Here is a 16,084-nt window from a genome sequence, read left to right on the forward strand (position 1 = left end):
GCATTTCTCTCATCGTCTTGCCCGCATTGTTTTGCCCCCGTCCTTTTCATGCGCAATCCCTGCACGGGTCGCTCGCTGACGCTTCCCGCTGGCATTTCTCTCTCATCATTCTGCCCCGCATTATTCTGCCTTCTCAAACCGCGCTCACGCGTCCCGCTGACATGGTCGTTTATACTGGCCGCATGACACCCGCCCCTCCACACCGAGTCCAACCCCAAACCCCGCCGCACATCAGCCTGGGCAAACGGCTGCTCTTTTCCGGCGTCATGGCGGCCCTCGTGCTCTGCGTCGCGGAAGTCCTGCTGGCCTGCTTTTGGACTCCCCCGCCACCGACCGATCCCTTCGTCGGATTCTCGCCCAGCGTCCCCTTGTTGGTCGAATCCCCGCCGATCGATCCAAACGCATCAACGAAAGAAGCCGGCTTTCGAATCAATCCCGCCAAACTGGTCTGGTTCAACGACCAATGGTTCCCGGCGACAAAGTCACCGGAGGCTTACCGCATCGTCTGTCTGGGCGGGTCGACGACCTACGGGCGACCGTTTCATGATGCCACGTCGTTTTGCGGTTGGCTTAGGACGATGTTGCCGATGGTCGCACCGGACCGTCATTGGGAAGTCATCAACGCCGGTGGGATCAGCTACGCCAGCTATCGTATCGCCGGTGTCATGCAAGAATTCGCCGCCCACGACGTCGACCTGTTCATCGTGTACACCGGACAAAACGAATTCTTGGAATGGCGAACCTACGGTGATCTGCTCGAATCCTCGGACACGCCGGGAGTGATGGCGACACGCTGGCTGGGGACCTTGGCCCGCAACACCCACCTCGGACAATCGCTTCAATCACTGGCCGATCGGATGCGATCCTCCGCGACAGACGAAAGCAAACCGATGCTGCAGGGAGAGGTCGATGAGATCCTGAATCACACGATTGGACCGGCCAGCTACAAACGTGACCCACACTGGCATCGCGGCGTGGAGCAACACTTTCGCGTCAACCTGCGGCGGATGGAACGCATCGCCCGCGACGCCGGCGCCGAAATGGCGGTCATCGTTCCGGCGTCCAACCTCCGAGACTGCGCGCCCTTCAAGTCCGACTTCGGCGACGACATCGACGACACCACGCGCCGGCGTTTGGCAGAAGACCTGGAAGTCGCTCGCCAAATGCTCACCGACGGAGCCGCCGAGCAGTCGCTGGAGGTTTTGGAACTGATCCTTGCCGAAGATCAGCGAAACGCAGACGTCCACTACTTGCGTGGTCGAGCCCTCTTGCAAGTGGATCATGCGGACGAAGCCCGTAAGAGTTTCCAACGCGCAATCGATGAAGACATCTGCCCGTTGCGCGCGACGACTCCGATCAAGCAGGCCATCGAAACGTTCATCGGCGAAGGGGCCGTCATCCCGATTGATTTTGAATCCCACTTGAGCCGATTGAGGCGAAACGAAGAGGGGCATGCTTGCTTCGGCGCCGAGTCGTTTCTCGATCACGTGCACCCCACGATCGATGTGCATCGCGAAATCGCGTTGGTGATACTAAGTGCGCTTGTCGATCGCGAAATCGTCCCCGAAGTCCCCTCGCCGGATCAGATCGCCGCGGCGACGCAAACGATCCACGGCAAGCTTGACCGGCAAACCCAAGGCGTCGCGTTTCGCAATCTGGCCAAGCTGACGCATTGGGCGGGCAAGTTCGAAGAGGCCAGGCGGAGTGCCAACGACGCGCTGCGGTTGCTGCCGGAGGATCTGGAAAGCCGCTATGTCTTGGCGGATTGCCTGGTGCACGAGGGACAGATTGACGCGGCGATCGAGCAGTACAGCGAATTGTTTCGCATCGGACATTTCGACCGAGCCTGCCAACCGTTCGGAGAGTTGCTGGCGATGCAGGGCCACCACGACGCGGCCAAGGGGTACCTGATGCAAGCGATTTTCGTCAGCGAAGGCCCGCGCCAAGCGTCCGCCTACCGCTCGCTCGGCCGCCTGCACGAGACACTGGGGGAGACGGAATTGGCCGCCGAGTGCTTCGAAAAGGCCGCCGAACTGCGGCCCTGACCTCCCGCTCGACATGGGGGCAATCGCCCCCTGTAGCGGAACTCGCCAAGAGTTTCGCATCCCGGCGGCCTCGCCGCACAAACCGAAAGCCTCCGCGGCTTCCGCTACCGTCCCCGCCAGCATCAGCACCATCAAAGACCATTGCCCCCGATCCCCCCCTGCCCAAAACAAACGTCACATGAAATCTCTGCAGAAAACACATCGGATTTCAGAATTCCGCACGCCCTCCATTGTCTAGGGGTTGCCACCACGTCACACTAGACGGGCCGGGAACGACTGCGCATGCAACCGGCTCGATCGCCCACGCGATTTTGAGCAACACATTCCCGCCAGCTGGAAAAGGCTCGCCCGCGGTAGCCGCCTTTCCCCGCTTAACTGTTTAACCACCGCATGACGAATTGGACGACCGCGCCGGCAAATTCGCCCGGCGTTGCGAGCCGTACTGTGACGTCTTCGGTTCGCCGAGTGCGTCCGCGGCCCGGGTGATTCGATGCAATCACCCGCCACCGATCTCCCTTTTTGACTAGCCCGAACGAGCCCATGACAAAAGCGTCCATCACCGCAACTCCCCTGCCCGACATCCAATCGACGGGCGACCGACGCAAGGTCGCGATCAATAAAGTCGGGGTGACAAATGTGCGGTACCCGATTTCGCTGCGGACGCCCGGAAAGGGCCAAGGCAACGAATTCATCCACACCGTCGCGACGATCAACATGTTCGTCTCGCTGCCGCACGATGTGAAAGGGACCCACATGTCGCGGTTCTTGGAAGTGCTGAACGAGTACCACGAGGAACTCAGCAGCGACGCCTTGCCGCTGGTCGCCAACCGGATGAAAGAGAGACTGGAATCCGAAGACGCCTATCTGGAGCTGAACTTCCCCTACTTCATCGACAAGCAAGCGCCTGTCAGCGGCCAGTCCGGAAAGCTGGACTTCGATGTCGCCTTTGAACTGGCCAGCAACGGGACCGACGACTTCGTGATGACGCTGAAAATCCCGGCGACCAGCCTGTGTCCGTGCTCCAAAGAGATCTCGGATTACGGTGCCCACAACCAACGCTGTGACATGACGGTCAAAGTTCGCATGGCCGAAGGCGTCCATCTGTGGATCGAAGAACTGTTCGGAATCGTCGAACAATGCGCCTCCACGCAAGTCTTCAGCGTTCTGAAACGCCCCGACGAGAAATGGGTCACCGAACGGGCCTATGAAAACCCAAAATTCGTTGAAGACATCGTCCGGGACTTGGCGGTCGCACTCAACAACGATGACCGCATCGTCTGGTATCAAGTCAGCAGCGAAAACTACGAATCGATCCACAATCACAATGCGTACGCGTTCATCGAACGTGATAAACGCGAAGAATAAGATTCCGCGACGCAAGGACGATCGGTGACAATCGTTTTCCGCCGCAGTTCAATTGGCGTACTTGCCGATGCGTCCGGACATTCGCCGTGTTCTCCGAACTCGGCGGATCGCGTCAGCGATGCTTTACCCCGCGCCGACCTCGGAGAGGACGGCGACTGTGTCCAGCCCGAACGAAAACTAGGCTTCGGCAGACAACGAGCGGCGGGTTAGAATAGGCGGCATTCAACCACCGCCTTTTGTCCTCCCCGCCATGAAACCATTCTCGTTCCACACGCCGCGACTTCGCGACGCGGCGTCTGCTGTTCTTCTGACAGTCGGTTTGTTCGCGGTTGCGATCGAGACCGCCGCCGCCCAAGACTCCTCTCCCCAGAACACTGCCGCCCAGGTCACTGCCGCCCAGGTCACTGCCGCCCAGGTCACTGCCGCCCAGGTCACTGCTCCCGACGGTGTCGAGGTGCTTTCGGACATCCAGTACGCGACGACCCCGCATGGGCCGCTCCTACTGGACTTGTACCGGCCCGAGCAAATCGATCGCAACTTGCCGGTCATCGTCTTTGTGCACGGCGGCGGATGGAAAGGTGGCGACAAGCGATCGGGGCTCAAGATCGCAGCATGGCTGGCGGGCGAAAACTATGCCGTGGCGAGTATCAATTACCGCCTGTTGGAAGTGTCCGCCTGGCCGACGCAGATCGACGATTGCTACGCAGCGGTCCGCTGGGTGCGCGAGCACGCCGAACAGTATCGGTTCGATCCCGACCGCATCGTCGCTTGGGGAACGTCGGCCGGAGGTCACTTGGCGGCGCTGATGGCGACGCGTCCGTATCCGGGGAACGAATCGACCAGCAGTCGTGTGCATGCCGGCATCGATTGGTTCGGCCCCACCGACCTGCTCACCATGCCTCCCAACGTCGTGTCGCAATCGCGGAGCTTTGAAGACGTTGCGAAATCCAATGGTGCGCGACTGCTTCAAGCACCGGTCATGACCGTCCCGGAGTTGGCAAAGACGGCCAGCGCCTTGTACAACGTGACGCCCGATGACCCTCCGATGCTGATCATGCATGGCGACCAGGATCCGGGTGTCCCGGTCGACCAAAGTGTGCGACTGGCCGAGGCGCTCAAGAAAGCCGGGGTGCCCGTGCAATTAGAAATCATCCCGGGAGCCGGGCACGGTGGGAAAGCGTTTCAAACACCCGAGGTCCGTGCTGCAGTCAGGCGTTTCTTGAAAGAACATCTCCAATAATCGACGCGATTCATCTTACGGCGACTCCCGAAAATGAACTCCAAACTGCTCCTCCGCGAAGATGCGATCATCAAAACCGTTGCGGCGTTGCACCAGCGGATTTCGGACCGGTTTCCCGACAGCGGGCTTTCCAATCTGTGCACGCAACTGCTGGAGGTCGCCGAGAAGTCGGCCGTGCGTGCCCAAGGGATCGGCGAGTCGGTTTGGTGGATCCGTATTTGCGGCTACCTGCTCGCACTGTTGGTGGTCGTGTTGGTCGGCGGAATGATCTGGTTCACCACCCACTCGGTCCGCTTCAAAGACGAAGCGATCGGTTGGCCTGATTTGATCGGGACCTTCGACGCGGGGACCAGCGGGCTGATCGTCCTGGGCGCGACGATCTACTTTTTGATCAGTTTGGAAATCCGAATCAAACGCCGTCGCGCATTGATCGCCGTGCACGAACTGCGGTCGATCGCCCACGTGGTCGACATGCATCAATTGACCAAAGACCCCGAGCGGATGCTTCAGCGGTACCGGCAAACGCGAAACTCGCCGGCCGAGGCGATGAGTCCGATGGAGTTAAGTCGCTACCTGGACTACTGCACCGAAATGCTGTCGCTGATCGGCAAGATCGCCGCACTGTACGTCCAACGATTCGACGATGCCGCATCGGTCGCCGCGGTCAGCGAAGTCGAACAGTTAACCACAGGCCTGTCGCGAAAGATCTGGCAGAAGATCGTCTTGCTCAGCGACATCAGCGAATTCCAAACCCGACATGTCCGCGTCGATCCCCCCGAAGAAAAAGAACAACCGGACATCACCACACCACCCGACGACACGCCCCACCAAATGTAGAACCGTTGTCCCCAACTGTTCCCTCTGCAATTGTCCCAATTGCCCCCCGGCCACCAAAACCAAACCGCCCCCAAGAAGGCTTCCCGCTCCCTCCCGATCTCCTGCGTAGCCAGTCTAATCCGCTCGCGTTCACGCCAGATCCCCCGTCTGCACCCGCCCTCACGCACCGCATCATTCTGCCTCCTTCGTTCGGCACGCAATCCCGGCACGGGCCGCTCGCTGACGCGTCCCGCTTGCATCTTTCTCCCATCATTCTGCCCCGCATCATTCTGCCATGCCTCTGCTGCCTGCCACCGCCGGCATGTGCAACTTCATTATTCTCTTACCCCCAAAAATCTTCTTCCGATCCGTTTCAAAACGCGTCCGACAGACACAATCGGCATCAAAAAGGGCTCCGGTGCCGCGTTCGTCGCAGCTACAATCAACCACAGTCCCACCCGACCGTTCCGCCTGTCGATCATCATGCCGCGTTTGTTGTCCCAGTGTCGCCCTTGTAGCGTCATCTTCCTGTCGTTGTGCCTGGCCTCCGTCGGAATCGTTTCCGCCCAAGACACTCTGCAGTTCAACCGAGACATTCGTCCGATCCTGTCGGAAAACTGTTATCACTGCCACGGCCCGGACGCCTCGGCGCGGGAAGCCGACTTGCGGTTGGACACCGAAGACGGCGCCAAAGAATGGGCGATCGTGGCCGGAGATGCGGACGCCAGCGAAGTCGTCGCTCGGATCGTCAGCGACGATCCCGACACGTTGATGCCACCGCCGGACAGCGAACGATCACTCTCGGAAAATCAGAAACAGTTGATCCGGCGTTGGGTTGACCAGGGCGCTTCTTATCAAGCCCATTGGTCCTTTCAATCACCGATCGCACCGCATGTCCCGGTGGTTGCCGACGATCATGCCGTCAACCCGATCGACCACTTTGTCATCGATCGGCTGCAGCAGAACGCCTTGCAACTCGCTCCGGCGGCGGATCGGGAAACGCTGTTGCGACGAATCACCTTCGACCTGATCGGATTGCCGCCGACGATCGCAGAACTGGATCGCTACTTGGCCGACACGTCGCCCCGAGCGACCGAAAACGTCATTGATCGTTTGTTAGCCGACCCACGTTTCGGCCAGCGGATGGCGGCCGACTGGTTGGACGTCGCACGTTACAGCGACACGTACGGCTACCAGGTCGATCGCGATCGTTTCGTTTGGCCCTATCGAGATTGGGTCGTCGACGCCTTCAACCGCAACCTCGGCTACGACCAGTTTCTTCGTCAGCAACTCGCCGGCGATCTGTTACCCGATGCTTCGCGCGAGCAGATCCTGGCGACGACCTTCAACCGACTGCACCCCCAGAAGGTCGAAGGCGGCAGCGTCCCGGAAGAGTTTCGGATCGAGTACGTCGCCGACCGAACCCAAACCGTTGCCACCGCTTTTTTGGGACTGACGATGGAGTGCTGTCGATGCCACACGCACAAGTACGATCCGATCACGCAGACGGAGTACTACCAGTTGGCGGCGTTCTTTTCCAACATCGACGAAGCCGGCCTGTATTCCTATTTCACACCGTCGATCCCCACGCCGACACTGGAATTGCCGACCGAGGACCAAGCCCGGCGAGTTTCGAAATTGCAAACGGAGATCGATTCGCATCGGGCCAGCTATCACCAATCGCTCGAAAACCAAATCGACATCGAAGCGTATCGCGAATTGTTCGACACCCCGGCGGATGCTGATGTCAGTACCGACGATGAACAAGCCGGCGCCCCATCGTCCGCCTTGCTGTTCGCGATGCCGATCGAGGCGTTGGAGTTCGAATCCCCGCCGTCGGCGCCCAACCGGTCGGTGCCCGGTGTGGCCGGGCAAGGCGTACGTTTGACCGGAGACGACGTCGTCAATTTAAAGACCGGTAACTTTCGCCGCGACCAACCGTTCTCGGTCTCGTTGTGGATCAAGACACCCGATGTCAAAGAACGAGCCGTCGTCTTTCACCGTTCCAGGGCCTGGACCGACGCCGCCAGCCGCGGCTATCAACTACTGATCGAAGACGGATACCTGAGCTGGTCGTTGATCCATTTTTGGCCGGGCAATGCGATCCGCATTCGCACGCCGGATCCGATCCCCGTCGACCGCTGGGTGCACGTCGCCGTCACCAACGACGGCTCCAGTCGCGCCGATGGATTGTCGATCGCGATCGACGGTCGGCGCGTGGAAGCGGTCACGGTGCGCGACCATTTGACGAAGCAAATCACCGGGGGCGGAGGCGACAATCTGGCGATCGGGCAACGTTTTCGCGACCGGGGTTTCACGGGCGGCGAAGTGGATTCGTTTCGCGTGTTCGATTGTGAACTGACCGACCTGGAAATCCAGCGTCTGGCCCGTCCCGAGGAAACACTGCCCTGGGTCGCTTCGTCACCGCCTCAGTGGACGTCGACACAACGACAAACCGTGGCCGACCACCTGCTGCGGAGACACAATGCGGACGTCGCCCAAAGCCGCCAGCGACTGACGAAGGCCCGACGATCGCTCTCCCAACTGCAAGACCAGATCCAAGAGATCATGGTGATGAAGGAGTCGCCGGGAATCCGCACGACGCACCGTTTGGAACGTGGAGCTTATGACGCGCCGGCCGAAGCGGTCACGCCAGGAACCCCCAAGGCGATTCTGGGATTCGACGCCGCAACGCGTCCGGATCGACTGGGGCTGGCCGATTGGATGCTCCGCCGCGATCACCCGCTGACCAGTCGCGTCGCGGTCAATCGGCTCTGGCAATTGTGCTTCGGCGTTGGTTTGGTTCGCACCCCGGAAGACTTTGGCAGCCAAGGCGAACCGCCGACGCACCCGGAGTTGCTCGATTGGCTGGCAATCGATTTCATCGAGGGCGGCTGGGACGTCAAACGAGCGATCAAGCAGATCATGATGTCCGCGACCTACCAGGCGTCCAGCGAGCACCCGGATCCGGACGTCTGGAACCAAGATCCCGAAAATCGCTTGCTGGCCCGACACAACGCGTACCGATTGCCCGCCGAAATGCTGCGTGATCAAGCCCTGGCAGTCTCTGGCCTGCTGGTCTCCAAACTCGGTGGTCCGCCGGTCAAACCGTATGAGGTCGAAGCGTCCTTCAAACCCGTCCAGCGGGATCAGGGCGAAGGCCTTTATCGCCGCAGCATTTACACCTACTGGAAACGCACCGGCCCGGCGCCCGCGATGATGACACTTGACGCCGCCAAACGCGATGTCTGTCGCGTCCGTCGCGAGCGGACGTCGTCGCCGTTGCAGGCGTTCGTGTTGCTCAACGGTCCGCAGTACGTCGAATCGGCACGGGGCTTGGCGTTCCGGTTGTTGGATCGACAAGGTGACGATTCCGAAGCGGTGCTGCGTGACGCGTTCCGGACGTTGACCAGCCGATTCCCGACCGAAGCGGAAAAGCAAGTCGTCACGGATTTGTACGCCGACCAACTGGCCTACTTTGGCCAGCACCCGGATCGCGCGAACGAATATCTAGCGGTCGGCGAACTCAAACTTGCCCCTCAGTCGAACGACCGGTCGGTCGACCCGGCAACGTTTGCCGCCACCGCGGTGGTGATCGGAACGTTGATGAACTACGACGAAAGCGTGATGAAGCGATGAAAGAGAACCGTTCAATGAATTTGTTTCAAGCACCGTTGTTGCGTCGTGAATGTTTCGCCGCCGGCGGACTGGGGATGGGCGCGCTGGCGATGGCCGCGATGGCCGGTCGCGAAGCGATCGCCGCACCCGCGATCGATCCGTCACTCGCCGCGACGGGCCTGCATTTTCCGCCGCGTGCCAAACGCGTGATCTATCTGTTTCAATCTGGCGCGCCCAGTCAACTGGACCTGCTCGACCACAAGCCGCTGCTGAACGAACGACACGGGACCGAATTACCCGCTTCGGTTCGCGGCGGCCAGCGTTTGACCGGGATGAGTGGGAATCAATCCAGTTTGCCGCTGGTCGGTTCGCCTTGGAAGTTTTCCCGTCACGGCCAGTCGGGTGCCCAGCTCAGTGAGCTGATGCCGCATTTGGCAGGCGTTGCCGACGAACTGTGCATCGTCCGATCGATGCACACCGAAGCGATCAACCACGGCCCCGGCGTGACGTTCGTGCAAACCGGCAGCATGTTTCCCGGCCGTCCCAGCATGGGCGCTTGGTTGGACTATGGGCTGGGACGCGAAAACGACGACTTGCCTTCGTTTGTCGTTATGGTGACCAAGAACAAGGGCGGTCAACCACTCGTCTCGCGTCTTTGGGGCAGCGGCTTTTTGCCCAGTCGCCATCAGGGGGTCCGTTTTCGCAGCGGCAAAGATCCCGTGTTGTACTTGAACAACCCCGACGGGATCGACCAGCAGAGTCGTCGCAGCGCGGTCGGGGCGCTGTCCAAGTTGCACCAGATCAAACTGAACCAAACCGATGATCCGCTGGTCCAAGCCCGCATCGCCCAATATGAACTCGCCTATCGGATGCAATCCAGCATCCCCGACGCGACCAACTTGAACGATGAACCGGAAAGCACCTTCAAGCTGTACGGCGATGACGCAAAGAACCCCGGCACGTTCGCCGCCAACTGTGTGCTCGCGCGGCGGTTGGCCGAGCGTGGCGTCCGCTTCATCCAACTGTATCATCCCGGCTGGGACCACCACGGCGGATTGCAGAAGGGTTTGCCGCGACAGTGCGCCGAAACCGACCAACCCTCCGCCGCGCTGGTGGCCGACCTGAAACAACGCGGCATGCTGGAAGACACCCTGGTCATCTGGGGCGGCGAATTCGGACGCACGAATTACTGCCAAGGCAAATTGTCACCCAACAGTTTCGGACGTGACCATCACCCGCGTTGCTTCAGCGTCTGGATGGCCGGCGGCGGCATCCGGCCGGGCATCACCTACGGCGCGACCGACGAATTCGGTTACAACATCGCCGAAAACCCGATCCATATCCATGACCTCCAGGCCACGATCTTGCATCAATTGGGAATCGACCACGAGCGGTTGACGTTCAAGTATCAAGGACGCAACTTCCGCCTGACCGACGTCCACGGCGAAGTCCAACACCAACTGATCAGCGCGTAGCGGTCCAAGTACGATGTCCCTCCACGCGTGTGCCCCAAGTACGATGGCCCTTCCGGGCCGTCGAATGCAGGAATTTCATCGACGCTTCTAAAGTGGAGCGACGATCTGCAGGCCACCTGCCACCGGGCAACGCGAGATCGTCAGGAGGCGCCGTTGACCACCCGTCGACGAGCCCCATTATTCTGCCCCGCATCATCCTGCTTTCCTACCGGGCCGCTCGCTTACGCTTCCCGCTGGCATTTCACTCTCATCGTTTTGCCGCCATCGTTTTGCCGCCTGTCTGTATCCCCCGAAACCGTTCACCTCTCCATCGCTTCACGCAATGCGTCGGACAACTCACGAAGCTCCGGCAAAGAAAACGTCTTCTTCCCTGCCAGCCGCGCGGCCCGTTTCGTCCACGCGACGTCGATGCCCGGCGGCAGGTCTTCGAGTGCGAACGCCAACTCTCCCGGCACGCCCAATAAGTTGAACTCGTCGGCGTCGACGTGGATTCTGCGGGTTTCGTTGCTGTTCCACTTCGTCACCCGCATCGGCTGATCGATAATCGCCATCGGATGCTCTTCGTCGGTCGGCGGAACCAGCAACCACGTCACCATCGCGCCCTGGCCGGTCGCTTGATCCAAATAAACGAAATGGCGCGTCAAATACTTGCGGTGTTGTCCCTTGCGCAGCATCACCGAGGGCGCGTCGAACAACGCCAGCGCGGAGGTTTTGCCGATCAAGGAAACGTCGGCGAGTTGTTGCTCGTTGGTCCGCAACACTTGACGGGCGATAAACCCCAGCGGAACGTCCAAGTCGGACGCCGTGTCCGACGAGACAATGATCCGTCCCTCGGGGCCGTCGATGCTGTAGCCTACGCCGACGCGTTTCAATTCGAACCGACCGTCGGGGAGTGGTGTTTCGACTTCCGCCATGATCGTCAACGCGCACTTGGTCGCCGCGTCACGGATCGATCCGCTGACCGAATCGACATCGCCGCTGTTGATCTTGGGTGACGCCACCAGAATCTGCCGATTCCACGATTCCTGCCCGGGGGCATCCAGCACCCGCGTGCCCGGAGCGACGGTCTGGATCGGGGCGACTTGAAATACCGCGTCGTCGGCCGACGCAGCGGAGCACAGTGCCACGGTCAGTGCGAGTGCCACTACAGCCACCACCGAGGCAATCGTTCGTCGTCGTGGGGGTGGGATGTACTGCATCGCATCGACATTCGTTAGAGTGTGAGTTTGATTCCTGACCACGTCGATCACGCCGATGCCCCAGCACCGTTCCGAACCCCGATCATCGCAAGCGGACGACGTTCCGTCACCAGCATCCGACTCACCCACCCGTCAATCAAGCCGCGGCGGCGACGTGTTGATCGAAGCACAGGGACTTGGTCGCCACTACGACGAAGGAAACGTCGATGCGTTGGCCGATGCATCCTTTTGTATCCGCACGGGACAGTACGTCGCAATCGTCGGCAAAAGCGGGAGCGGAAAAACCACCCTGCTCAACCTGATCGGCGGCCTCGATCGCCCCACCCGGGGTGAACTCCACTATGACGGCCGTCCCCTGGACGCCCGCAGCGATCTGGATCGCCACCGCTGCCGCAACGTCGGCTTTGTGTTTCAAAGCTACTACCTGCTGCCGAATCTGACGGCCGCCGAAAACGTCCAAGTCCCGATGTTCGAAGCCGACTACACGCCGGCCGAGCGATCGGCGCGTGCGAAAGAATTGCTCGAACAGGTCGGACTGTCAGGACGCGAGGACCACATGCCGTCACAACTCTCCGGCGGCGAAGCCCAACGGGTGGCGATCGCCCGGGCCTTGGCCAACGCTCCCAAGCTGATCCTGGCCGACGAACCGACCGGCGCGCTCGACAGCGAAACCGGCGATTCGATCCTGCGCCTTCTCGAAGAACTCAATCGCACCCAGGCGATCACACTCATCGTCGTCACCCACGACGAAGCCGTCGCCGCCCGTGCCGACCACCGCCTCCGCCTCGCCGACGGCCGCATCGTCACGCCCTGAACCTCGCGCTGGTGTCCAGGCTTTTGGGACCGTCCAGCTCAGGACAGAGGCAAAACGCGACGTATCCAGATGATCTGGACGGTTCGGTAAGAGGTGGTCGTTGAATGGGTGTACGACGTCCTTTCTAGGTCGTCGCGCTGAGCCCCACGGGCGACGGCCCGGAAGGGCCATCGTACCGCGAGAAAAGCATCGCCCTAAGCTGGACGGTTCCTTTCGCCGCCCCTTCTCACCGTTTGGGTTGTCGATTTTAGATTCTCTCCCCCCGGGAGAGACGGCGTTTGCGCAGCAAGCAAACGCCAGAGAGGGGCCGCGCTGCAAAAACGCCGTCGACTTCCGCTACGATCAAATCCCTCACTCACACAATCGGCGTTACGCCACCTTCTTCCCACAAGGCGCGCGCAAATCGAACAACCCAAAAATCTCTTCGCGACTCAGCCCCACGTTTCGCGTCGGCGTTTCGCTCGATGAAAACAGCGTGTCAAACATCTCGCGCTTTTGATCCAGCACGTCGTTGATCCGCTGTTCGATCGTGTTCATCGCCATCATCTTGGTCACCGTGACGGCCCCGGCGGCGCCCAATCGGTGCGCCCGGTTGATCGCCTGGTCCTCGATCGCCGGATTCCACCAGCGGTCAAACAAGAACACGTATTCACAGAACTGCAAATTCAATCCGACGCTGCCGGCTCCGTAGCTCATCAAGATGACGTGGCTGTCGGGGTCGTTCTTGAATCGGTCGATCACCGTGTTGCGTTTCTTTTGCGGAATCTTACCGTGGTACTCCAGCGGCCCGAACGGCTCCAGCGCGTCGCGGATCTTGTCCAGGCTTTTGACCCACTGGCTGAACACGATCGCCTTCTTGCCGCTCGCGGCGACTTCTTCCACATCCGCGACCAATCGTTCCAACTTCGCACTGCTGCCGGTGACCGGATCGAAGTTGCAAATCTGTTTCAGCCGCAACACCAGCTCGAAGACGTGCTGGATCGTCAATGATTGTTCCAGGTTCTCCAGATACAGCACACCTTCCTTTTCCGCCGCTTCATAAGTCGACCATTGTTCCGGTGTCAGGTCCAATTCCGCGTCGCGATACAGTTTCGGCGGCATGTCGTCCAACACCATGTCTTTGGTGCGGCGGAGGATGTAGTCCCCGGCATGCTTGGCGATTTGGGGCATCGGCATTCCGGGTTTCAAATAGCCCGGCGAAAGGAACTCGAAAATGCCGACCAGGTCATCCGGACAGTTCTCCACCGGAGTCCCCGTGAGCGCCCAGGAGCGTGTCCGCGGGATGCTGCGCACGACCGTGCTGGTGGTGCTGCTGCGGTTCTTGATCCGTTGGGCTTCGTCCAACACGACCAGATCAAAATGCATTGAATCGTCGGTCAGGATCGATTGGTCCCGCATCAGCAACTCATAGTTCGCGACCTTCACGGGAACCTGAGGCGAACGCCACTGGAACTCGCGTTTGGCGGAACTGCCTTCGATCGCCGCGATCGGAATCTCCGGCGCCCACACGCTGAATTCGCGCAACCAGTTCGTCACCAGTGGCTTCGGACACACCAGCAGCACACTCCTCACCTCGCCGCTGCACAGCAACAATCGAATCGTGCTGATCGCCTGCATTGTTTTCCCCAGTCCCATTTCGTCGGCCAGGATGCCGGCGTAGCGGGGGAACAGAAACGCCATCCCGTCCAACTGATACGGGAACGGATCAAAGGGGAAATTCAGCTGCCCGCTACCGACCAACAGGTCCAATGGCGGCTGCAGCAAGTAGTACAAGCGGTCTTGCAGTTTGACGATATCCGAGGGCGGCTTGATTCGGTTGTGCTTGCGTTTTGAATCCGGCTTGCGTTGCTTCTTCGCCTCGGTTGCCGCGCCGGCTTCTTGGTCGGGCGTTGAAGTATTGGGTGGGATCCAACGTGCCGCGTCGGGGAATTGAAACCCGCGCACCTGTGTCGTCAGTTTCGGCAGCCGGATGGGGATCGCGACCGGCTCGATGCTTGGCAGTGGCAGCTCGCAGGTTTCGACCGCAAACATCGACTCGGCGACCCAGGAGTGGAGCGGATCGATCTCGGCGGTCAACTCAGCGGCGTCGGCGGTCGTTGTGCGCGGTCGGGCGGAAAAAAAACTCATCAGGCCGCTTCCGAGTTTTGCCGCGAGAGTTGGGAGTGGGCTTCCTTGACCGCCTCGCGAATCCGTTCGAACGGTTCCACCGCATCGGGCAGGTCGTTGTAGAAGTCCGCGATCGCCTCCAGTTCGGCATGGCGTTCCATCGCGACCACAAAGGTTGCGCCGGCGATGGTCACGGTTTCCGATCCCGCAATCGAGTCGGCGGAGATCGGGTTGCGGTCGTCCGATGCGGCTTCCAGGACCAGTGTGACCGGAGACTTCGTGAACGATTCGACCTTCAGTCCTTCCGGCAGGTCACAGCAGATCAGCGACAGCGGCGTGCGGCACTTTGCAAGCAGAAGTTTCCCGATCACCTGCGCGACCAGATGCGACCGCAGGGTGGGCCCGAACAGGATTTCATGGGCTCGCGTGGGGCGGACCGGCAGGGTGCATTGGAATTCCAGCGGGCGACCCGCGCGATCCAAGACCAGCAGACCGCCGGTCCAGCCGGTCCGTTCGTCATTGACGACCGTAAAGTAGCCGATCGTCGCGTCGTTTTTCTTAGGCAAGTTGTCAGGCATTCGTTCCGAAACCGCGAACTGAAACGGGGAGGTTTGCGGTGTTTTGATCGCGAGAAAGCTCGCGGGCGAATCAGTGGTCACCGCACCGGTAGACTTCGGCTTTCTGCTTGCGTTGACTTTAACGGTCACGCGGCCGCCGAGACGACTTGTTGGAAATGAAGAAAACCCGCTTCTGCCGATTTTTCCTGGCGGCGGCGGCGATTTTTTCCGGGCAGTTTCCAATTAATCGACAAGCCCATTTTTGTCGGGTTATACTCGGGGTTCATTCGAGACATGCCGGCGGGATTTTTTGTCCGCTAGCAAAGCAAAGTCGCAGCTCCCAAGGATTTATCGCACATGTCGTCATACGAGCACGAACCGCTTTCGCCAGTCTTCCGCATCGATGTCACGGCAGAATCAGACAGCGAGCCTCGAAAATCGAAAGACCAGGTGGTGGTCGACCTGCTCCGCCATTTGGTCGCCGGCCAGCAGCAACAGAATCAATTGTTGGAACGCTTGATCCAGCAAAATAATGCGATGAATGAGCAGCGCGCCAACGAACTGCAGCAGTGGAAGGAAGCCAACCCCCGGTTGGCCCGGTCCTGCCGAGCGGCCGCGGAGACGCTCAGCCGGGTGCAGACGCAGTTTTTGGACAATTTGACCGAGGAAATCTGCGACAGCGAAGAGGGATTGGAAGAGAGCGAGTTCATGCTCAACGAGTTCGTGGACCGTTTCGGCCCGCGTTTGGCCCATCTCAACGGCGTCCTGCAAGTCCTCGCGCAACTCGGCAACGGCGAACCCGCCCAAGTCAGCTAGCGACAATTGTAGAGCCATTGTCCCAATTGCTCC

Annotated in this window: 11 protein-coding genes; 8 read left to right on the forward strand and 3 right to left on the reverse strand. The window is 60.3% G+C overall.

Annotated features, from left to right (window positions below):
* The first annotated feature begins 182 nt into the window (after window positions 1–182).
* The 6 genes from Mal15_RS08465 to Mal15_RS08490 all read left to right on the forward strand — a co-directional run bounded on the left by Mal15_RS08465 (window position 183) and on the right by Mal15_RS08490 (window position 10,559).
* Entirely contained in the window at window positions 183–2,045 is a 1,863-nt protein-coding gene (locus tag Mal15_RS08465; protein WP_167546681.1) for a tetratricopeptide repeat protein, read from the forward strand.
* 540 nt (window positions 2,046–2,585) lie between these two features.
* Entirely contained in the window at window positions 2,586–3,410 is an 825-nt protein-coding gene (gene folE2 / locus Mal15_RS08470; RefSeq protein WP_147867366.1) for a GTP cyclohydrolase FolE2, read from the forward strand.
* Window positions 3,411–3,660: 250 nt separating this feature from the next.
* On the forward strand, window positions 3,661–4,650 hold the full coding sequence (locus Mal15_RS08475; protein ID WP_167546682.1) for an alpha/beta hydrolase: 990 nt from the start codon (window positions 3,661–3,663) through the stop codon (window positions 4,648–4,650).
* Between the two features lie 33 nt (window positions 4,651–4,683).
* A complete protein-coding gene (locus Mal15_RS08480) occupies window positions 4,684–5,487 on the forward strand; it encodes a hypothetical protein (protein ID WP_233903342.1) in 804 nt (267 codons plus the stop codon).
* Window positions 5,488–5,949: 462 nt separating this feature from the next.
* Entirely contained in the window at window positions 5,950–9,105 is a 3,156-nt protein-coding gene (locus tag Mal15_RS08485) for a DUF1553 domain-containing protein (protein WP_147867368.1), read from the forward strand.
* A 14-nt stretch (window positions 9,106–9,119) separates the two neighbouring features.
* Window positions 9,120–10,559 (forward strand): DUF1501 domain-containing protein, encoded by a 1,440-nt coding sequence (locus Mal15_RS08490; protein WP_147867369.1) that lies wholly within the window; start codon window positions 9,120–9,122, stop codon window positions 10,557–10,559.
* Between the two features lie 299 nt (window positions 10,560–10,858).
* On the opposite strand, the gene Mal15_RS08495 is transcribed toward Mal15_RS08490, so the two are convergent.
* Window positions 10,859–11,758 carry a hypothetical protein gene (locus Mal15_RS08495; protein WP_147867370.1) on the reverse strand — a complete coding sequence of 300 codons (900 nt, stop codon included), beginning with the start codon at window positions 11,756–11,758 and terminating at the stop codon, window positions 10,859–10,861.
* A 55-nt stretch (window positions 11,759–11,813) separates the two neighbouring features.
* Here Mal15_RS08495 and Mal15_RS08500 point away from each other — a divergent pair, with 55 nt between their 5' ends.
* Window positions 11,814–12,572, forward strand: coding sequence for an ABC transporter ATP-binding protein (locus Mal15_RS08500; RefSeq protein WP_147867371.1), 759 nt, complete (start codon window positions 11,814–11,816; stop codon window positions 12,570–12,572).
* 369 nt (window positions 12,573–12,941) lie between these two features.
* Here Mal15_RS08500 and Mal15_RS08505 read toward each other — a convergent pair whose 3' ends face one another.
* Together Mal15_RS08505 and Mal15_RS08510 are read right to left on the reverse strand one after the other, a co-directional pair.
* Complete coding sequence (locus tag Mal15_RS08505) at window positions 12,942–14,699, reverse strand: DEAD/DEAH box helicase (protein WP_147867372.1); 1,758 nt, start codon at window positions 14,697–14,699, stop codon at window positions 12,942–12,944.
* Window positions 14,699–15,256 carry a hypothetical protein gene (locus tag Mal15_RS08510; protein ID WP_147867373.1) on the reverse strand — a complete coding sequence of 186 codons (558 nt, stop codon included), beginning with the start codon at window positions 15,254–15,256 and terminating at the stop codon, window positions 14,699–14,701. The genes Mal15_RS08505 and Mal15_RS08510 overlap by 1 nt, the downstream gene beginning before the upstream one ends.
* A 336-nt stretch (window positions 15,257–15,592) precedes the next feature.
* On the opposite strand from Mal15_RS08510, the gene Mal15_RS08515 reads away from it, so the two are divergent.
* Window positions 15,593–16,051, forward strand: a complete 459-nt coding sequence (locus Mal15_RS08515) for a hypothetical protein (protein ID WP_147867374.1) — start codon at window positions 15,593–15,595, stop codon at window positions 16,049–16,051.
* Window positions 16,052–16,084: the final 33 nt, after the last annotated feature.

This window comes from Stieleria maiorica (assembly GCF_008035925.1).
GTDB lineage: Bacteria > Planctomycetota > Planctomycetia > Pirellulales > Pirellulaceae > Stieleria > Stieleria maiorica.

Coding starts and splice junctions, on each gene's coding strand:
- Mal15_RS08465 (WP_167546681.1), top strand. CDS start 183: ATGACACCCGCCCCTCCACACCGAGTCCAACCCCAAACCCCGCCGCAC.
- folE2 (WP_147867366.1), top strand. CDS start 2,586: ATGACAAAAGCGTCCATCACCGCAACTCCCCTGCCCGACATCCAATCG.
- Mal15_RS08475 (WP_167546682.1), top strand. CDS start 3,661: ATGAAACCATTCTCGTTCCACACGCCGCGACTTCGCGACGCGGCGTCT.
- Mal15_RS08480 (WP_233903342.1), top strand. CDS start 4,684: ATGAACTCCAAACTGCTCCTCCGCGAAGATGCGATCATCAAAACCGTT.
- Mal15_RS08485 (WP_147867368.1), top strand. CDS start 5,950: ATGCCGCGTTTGTTGTCCCAGTGTCGCCCTTGTAGCGTCATCTTCCTG.
- Mal15_RS08490 (WP_147867369.1), top strand. CDS start 9,120: ATGAATTTGTTTCAAGCACCGTTGTTGCGTCGTGAATGTTTCGCCGCC.
- Mal15_RS08495 (WP_147867370.1), bottom strand. CDS start 11,758: ATGCAGTACATCCCACCCCCACGACGACGAACGATTGCCTCGGTGGTG.
- Mal15_RS08500 (WP_147867371.1), top strand. CDS start 11,814: ATGCCCCAGCACCGTTCCGAACCCCGATCATCGCAAGCGGACGACGTT.
- Mal15_RS08505 (WP_147867372.1), bottom strand. CDS start 14,699: ATGAGTTTTTTTTCCGCCCGACCGCGCACAACGACCGCCGACGCCGCT.
- Mal15_RS08510 (WP_147867373.1), bottom strand. CDS start 15,256: ATGCCTGACAACTTGCCTAAGAAAAACGACGCGACGATCGGCTACTTT.
- Mal15_RS08515 (WP_147867374.1), top strand. CDS start 15,593: ATGTCGTCATACGAGCACGAACCGCTTTCGCCAGTCTTCCGCATCGAT.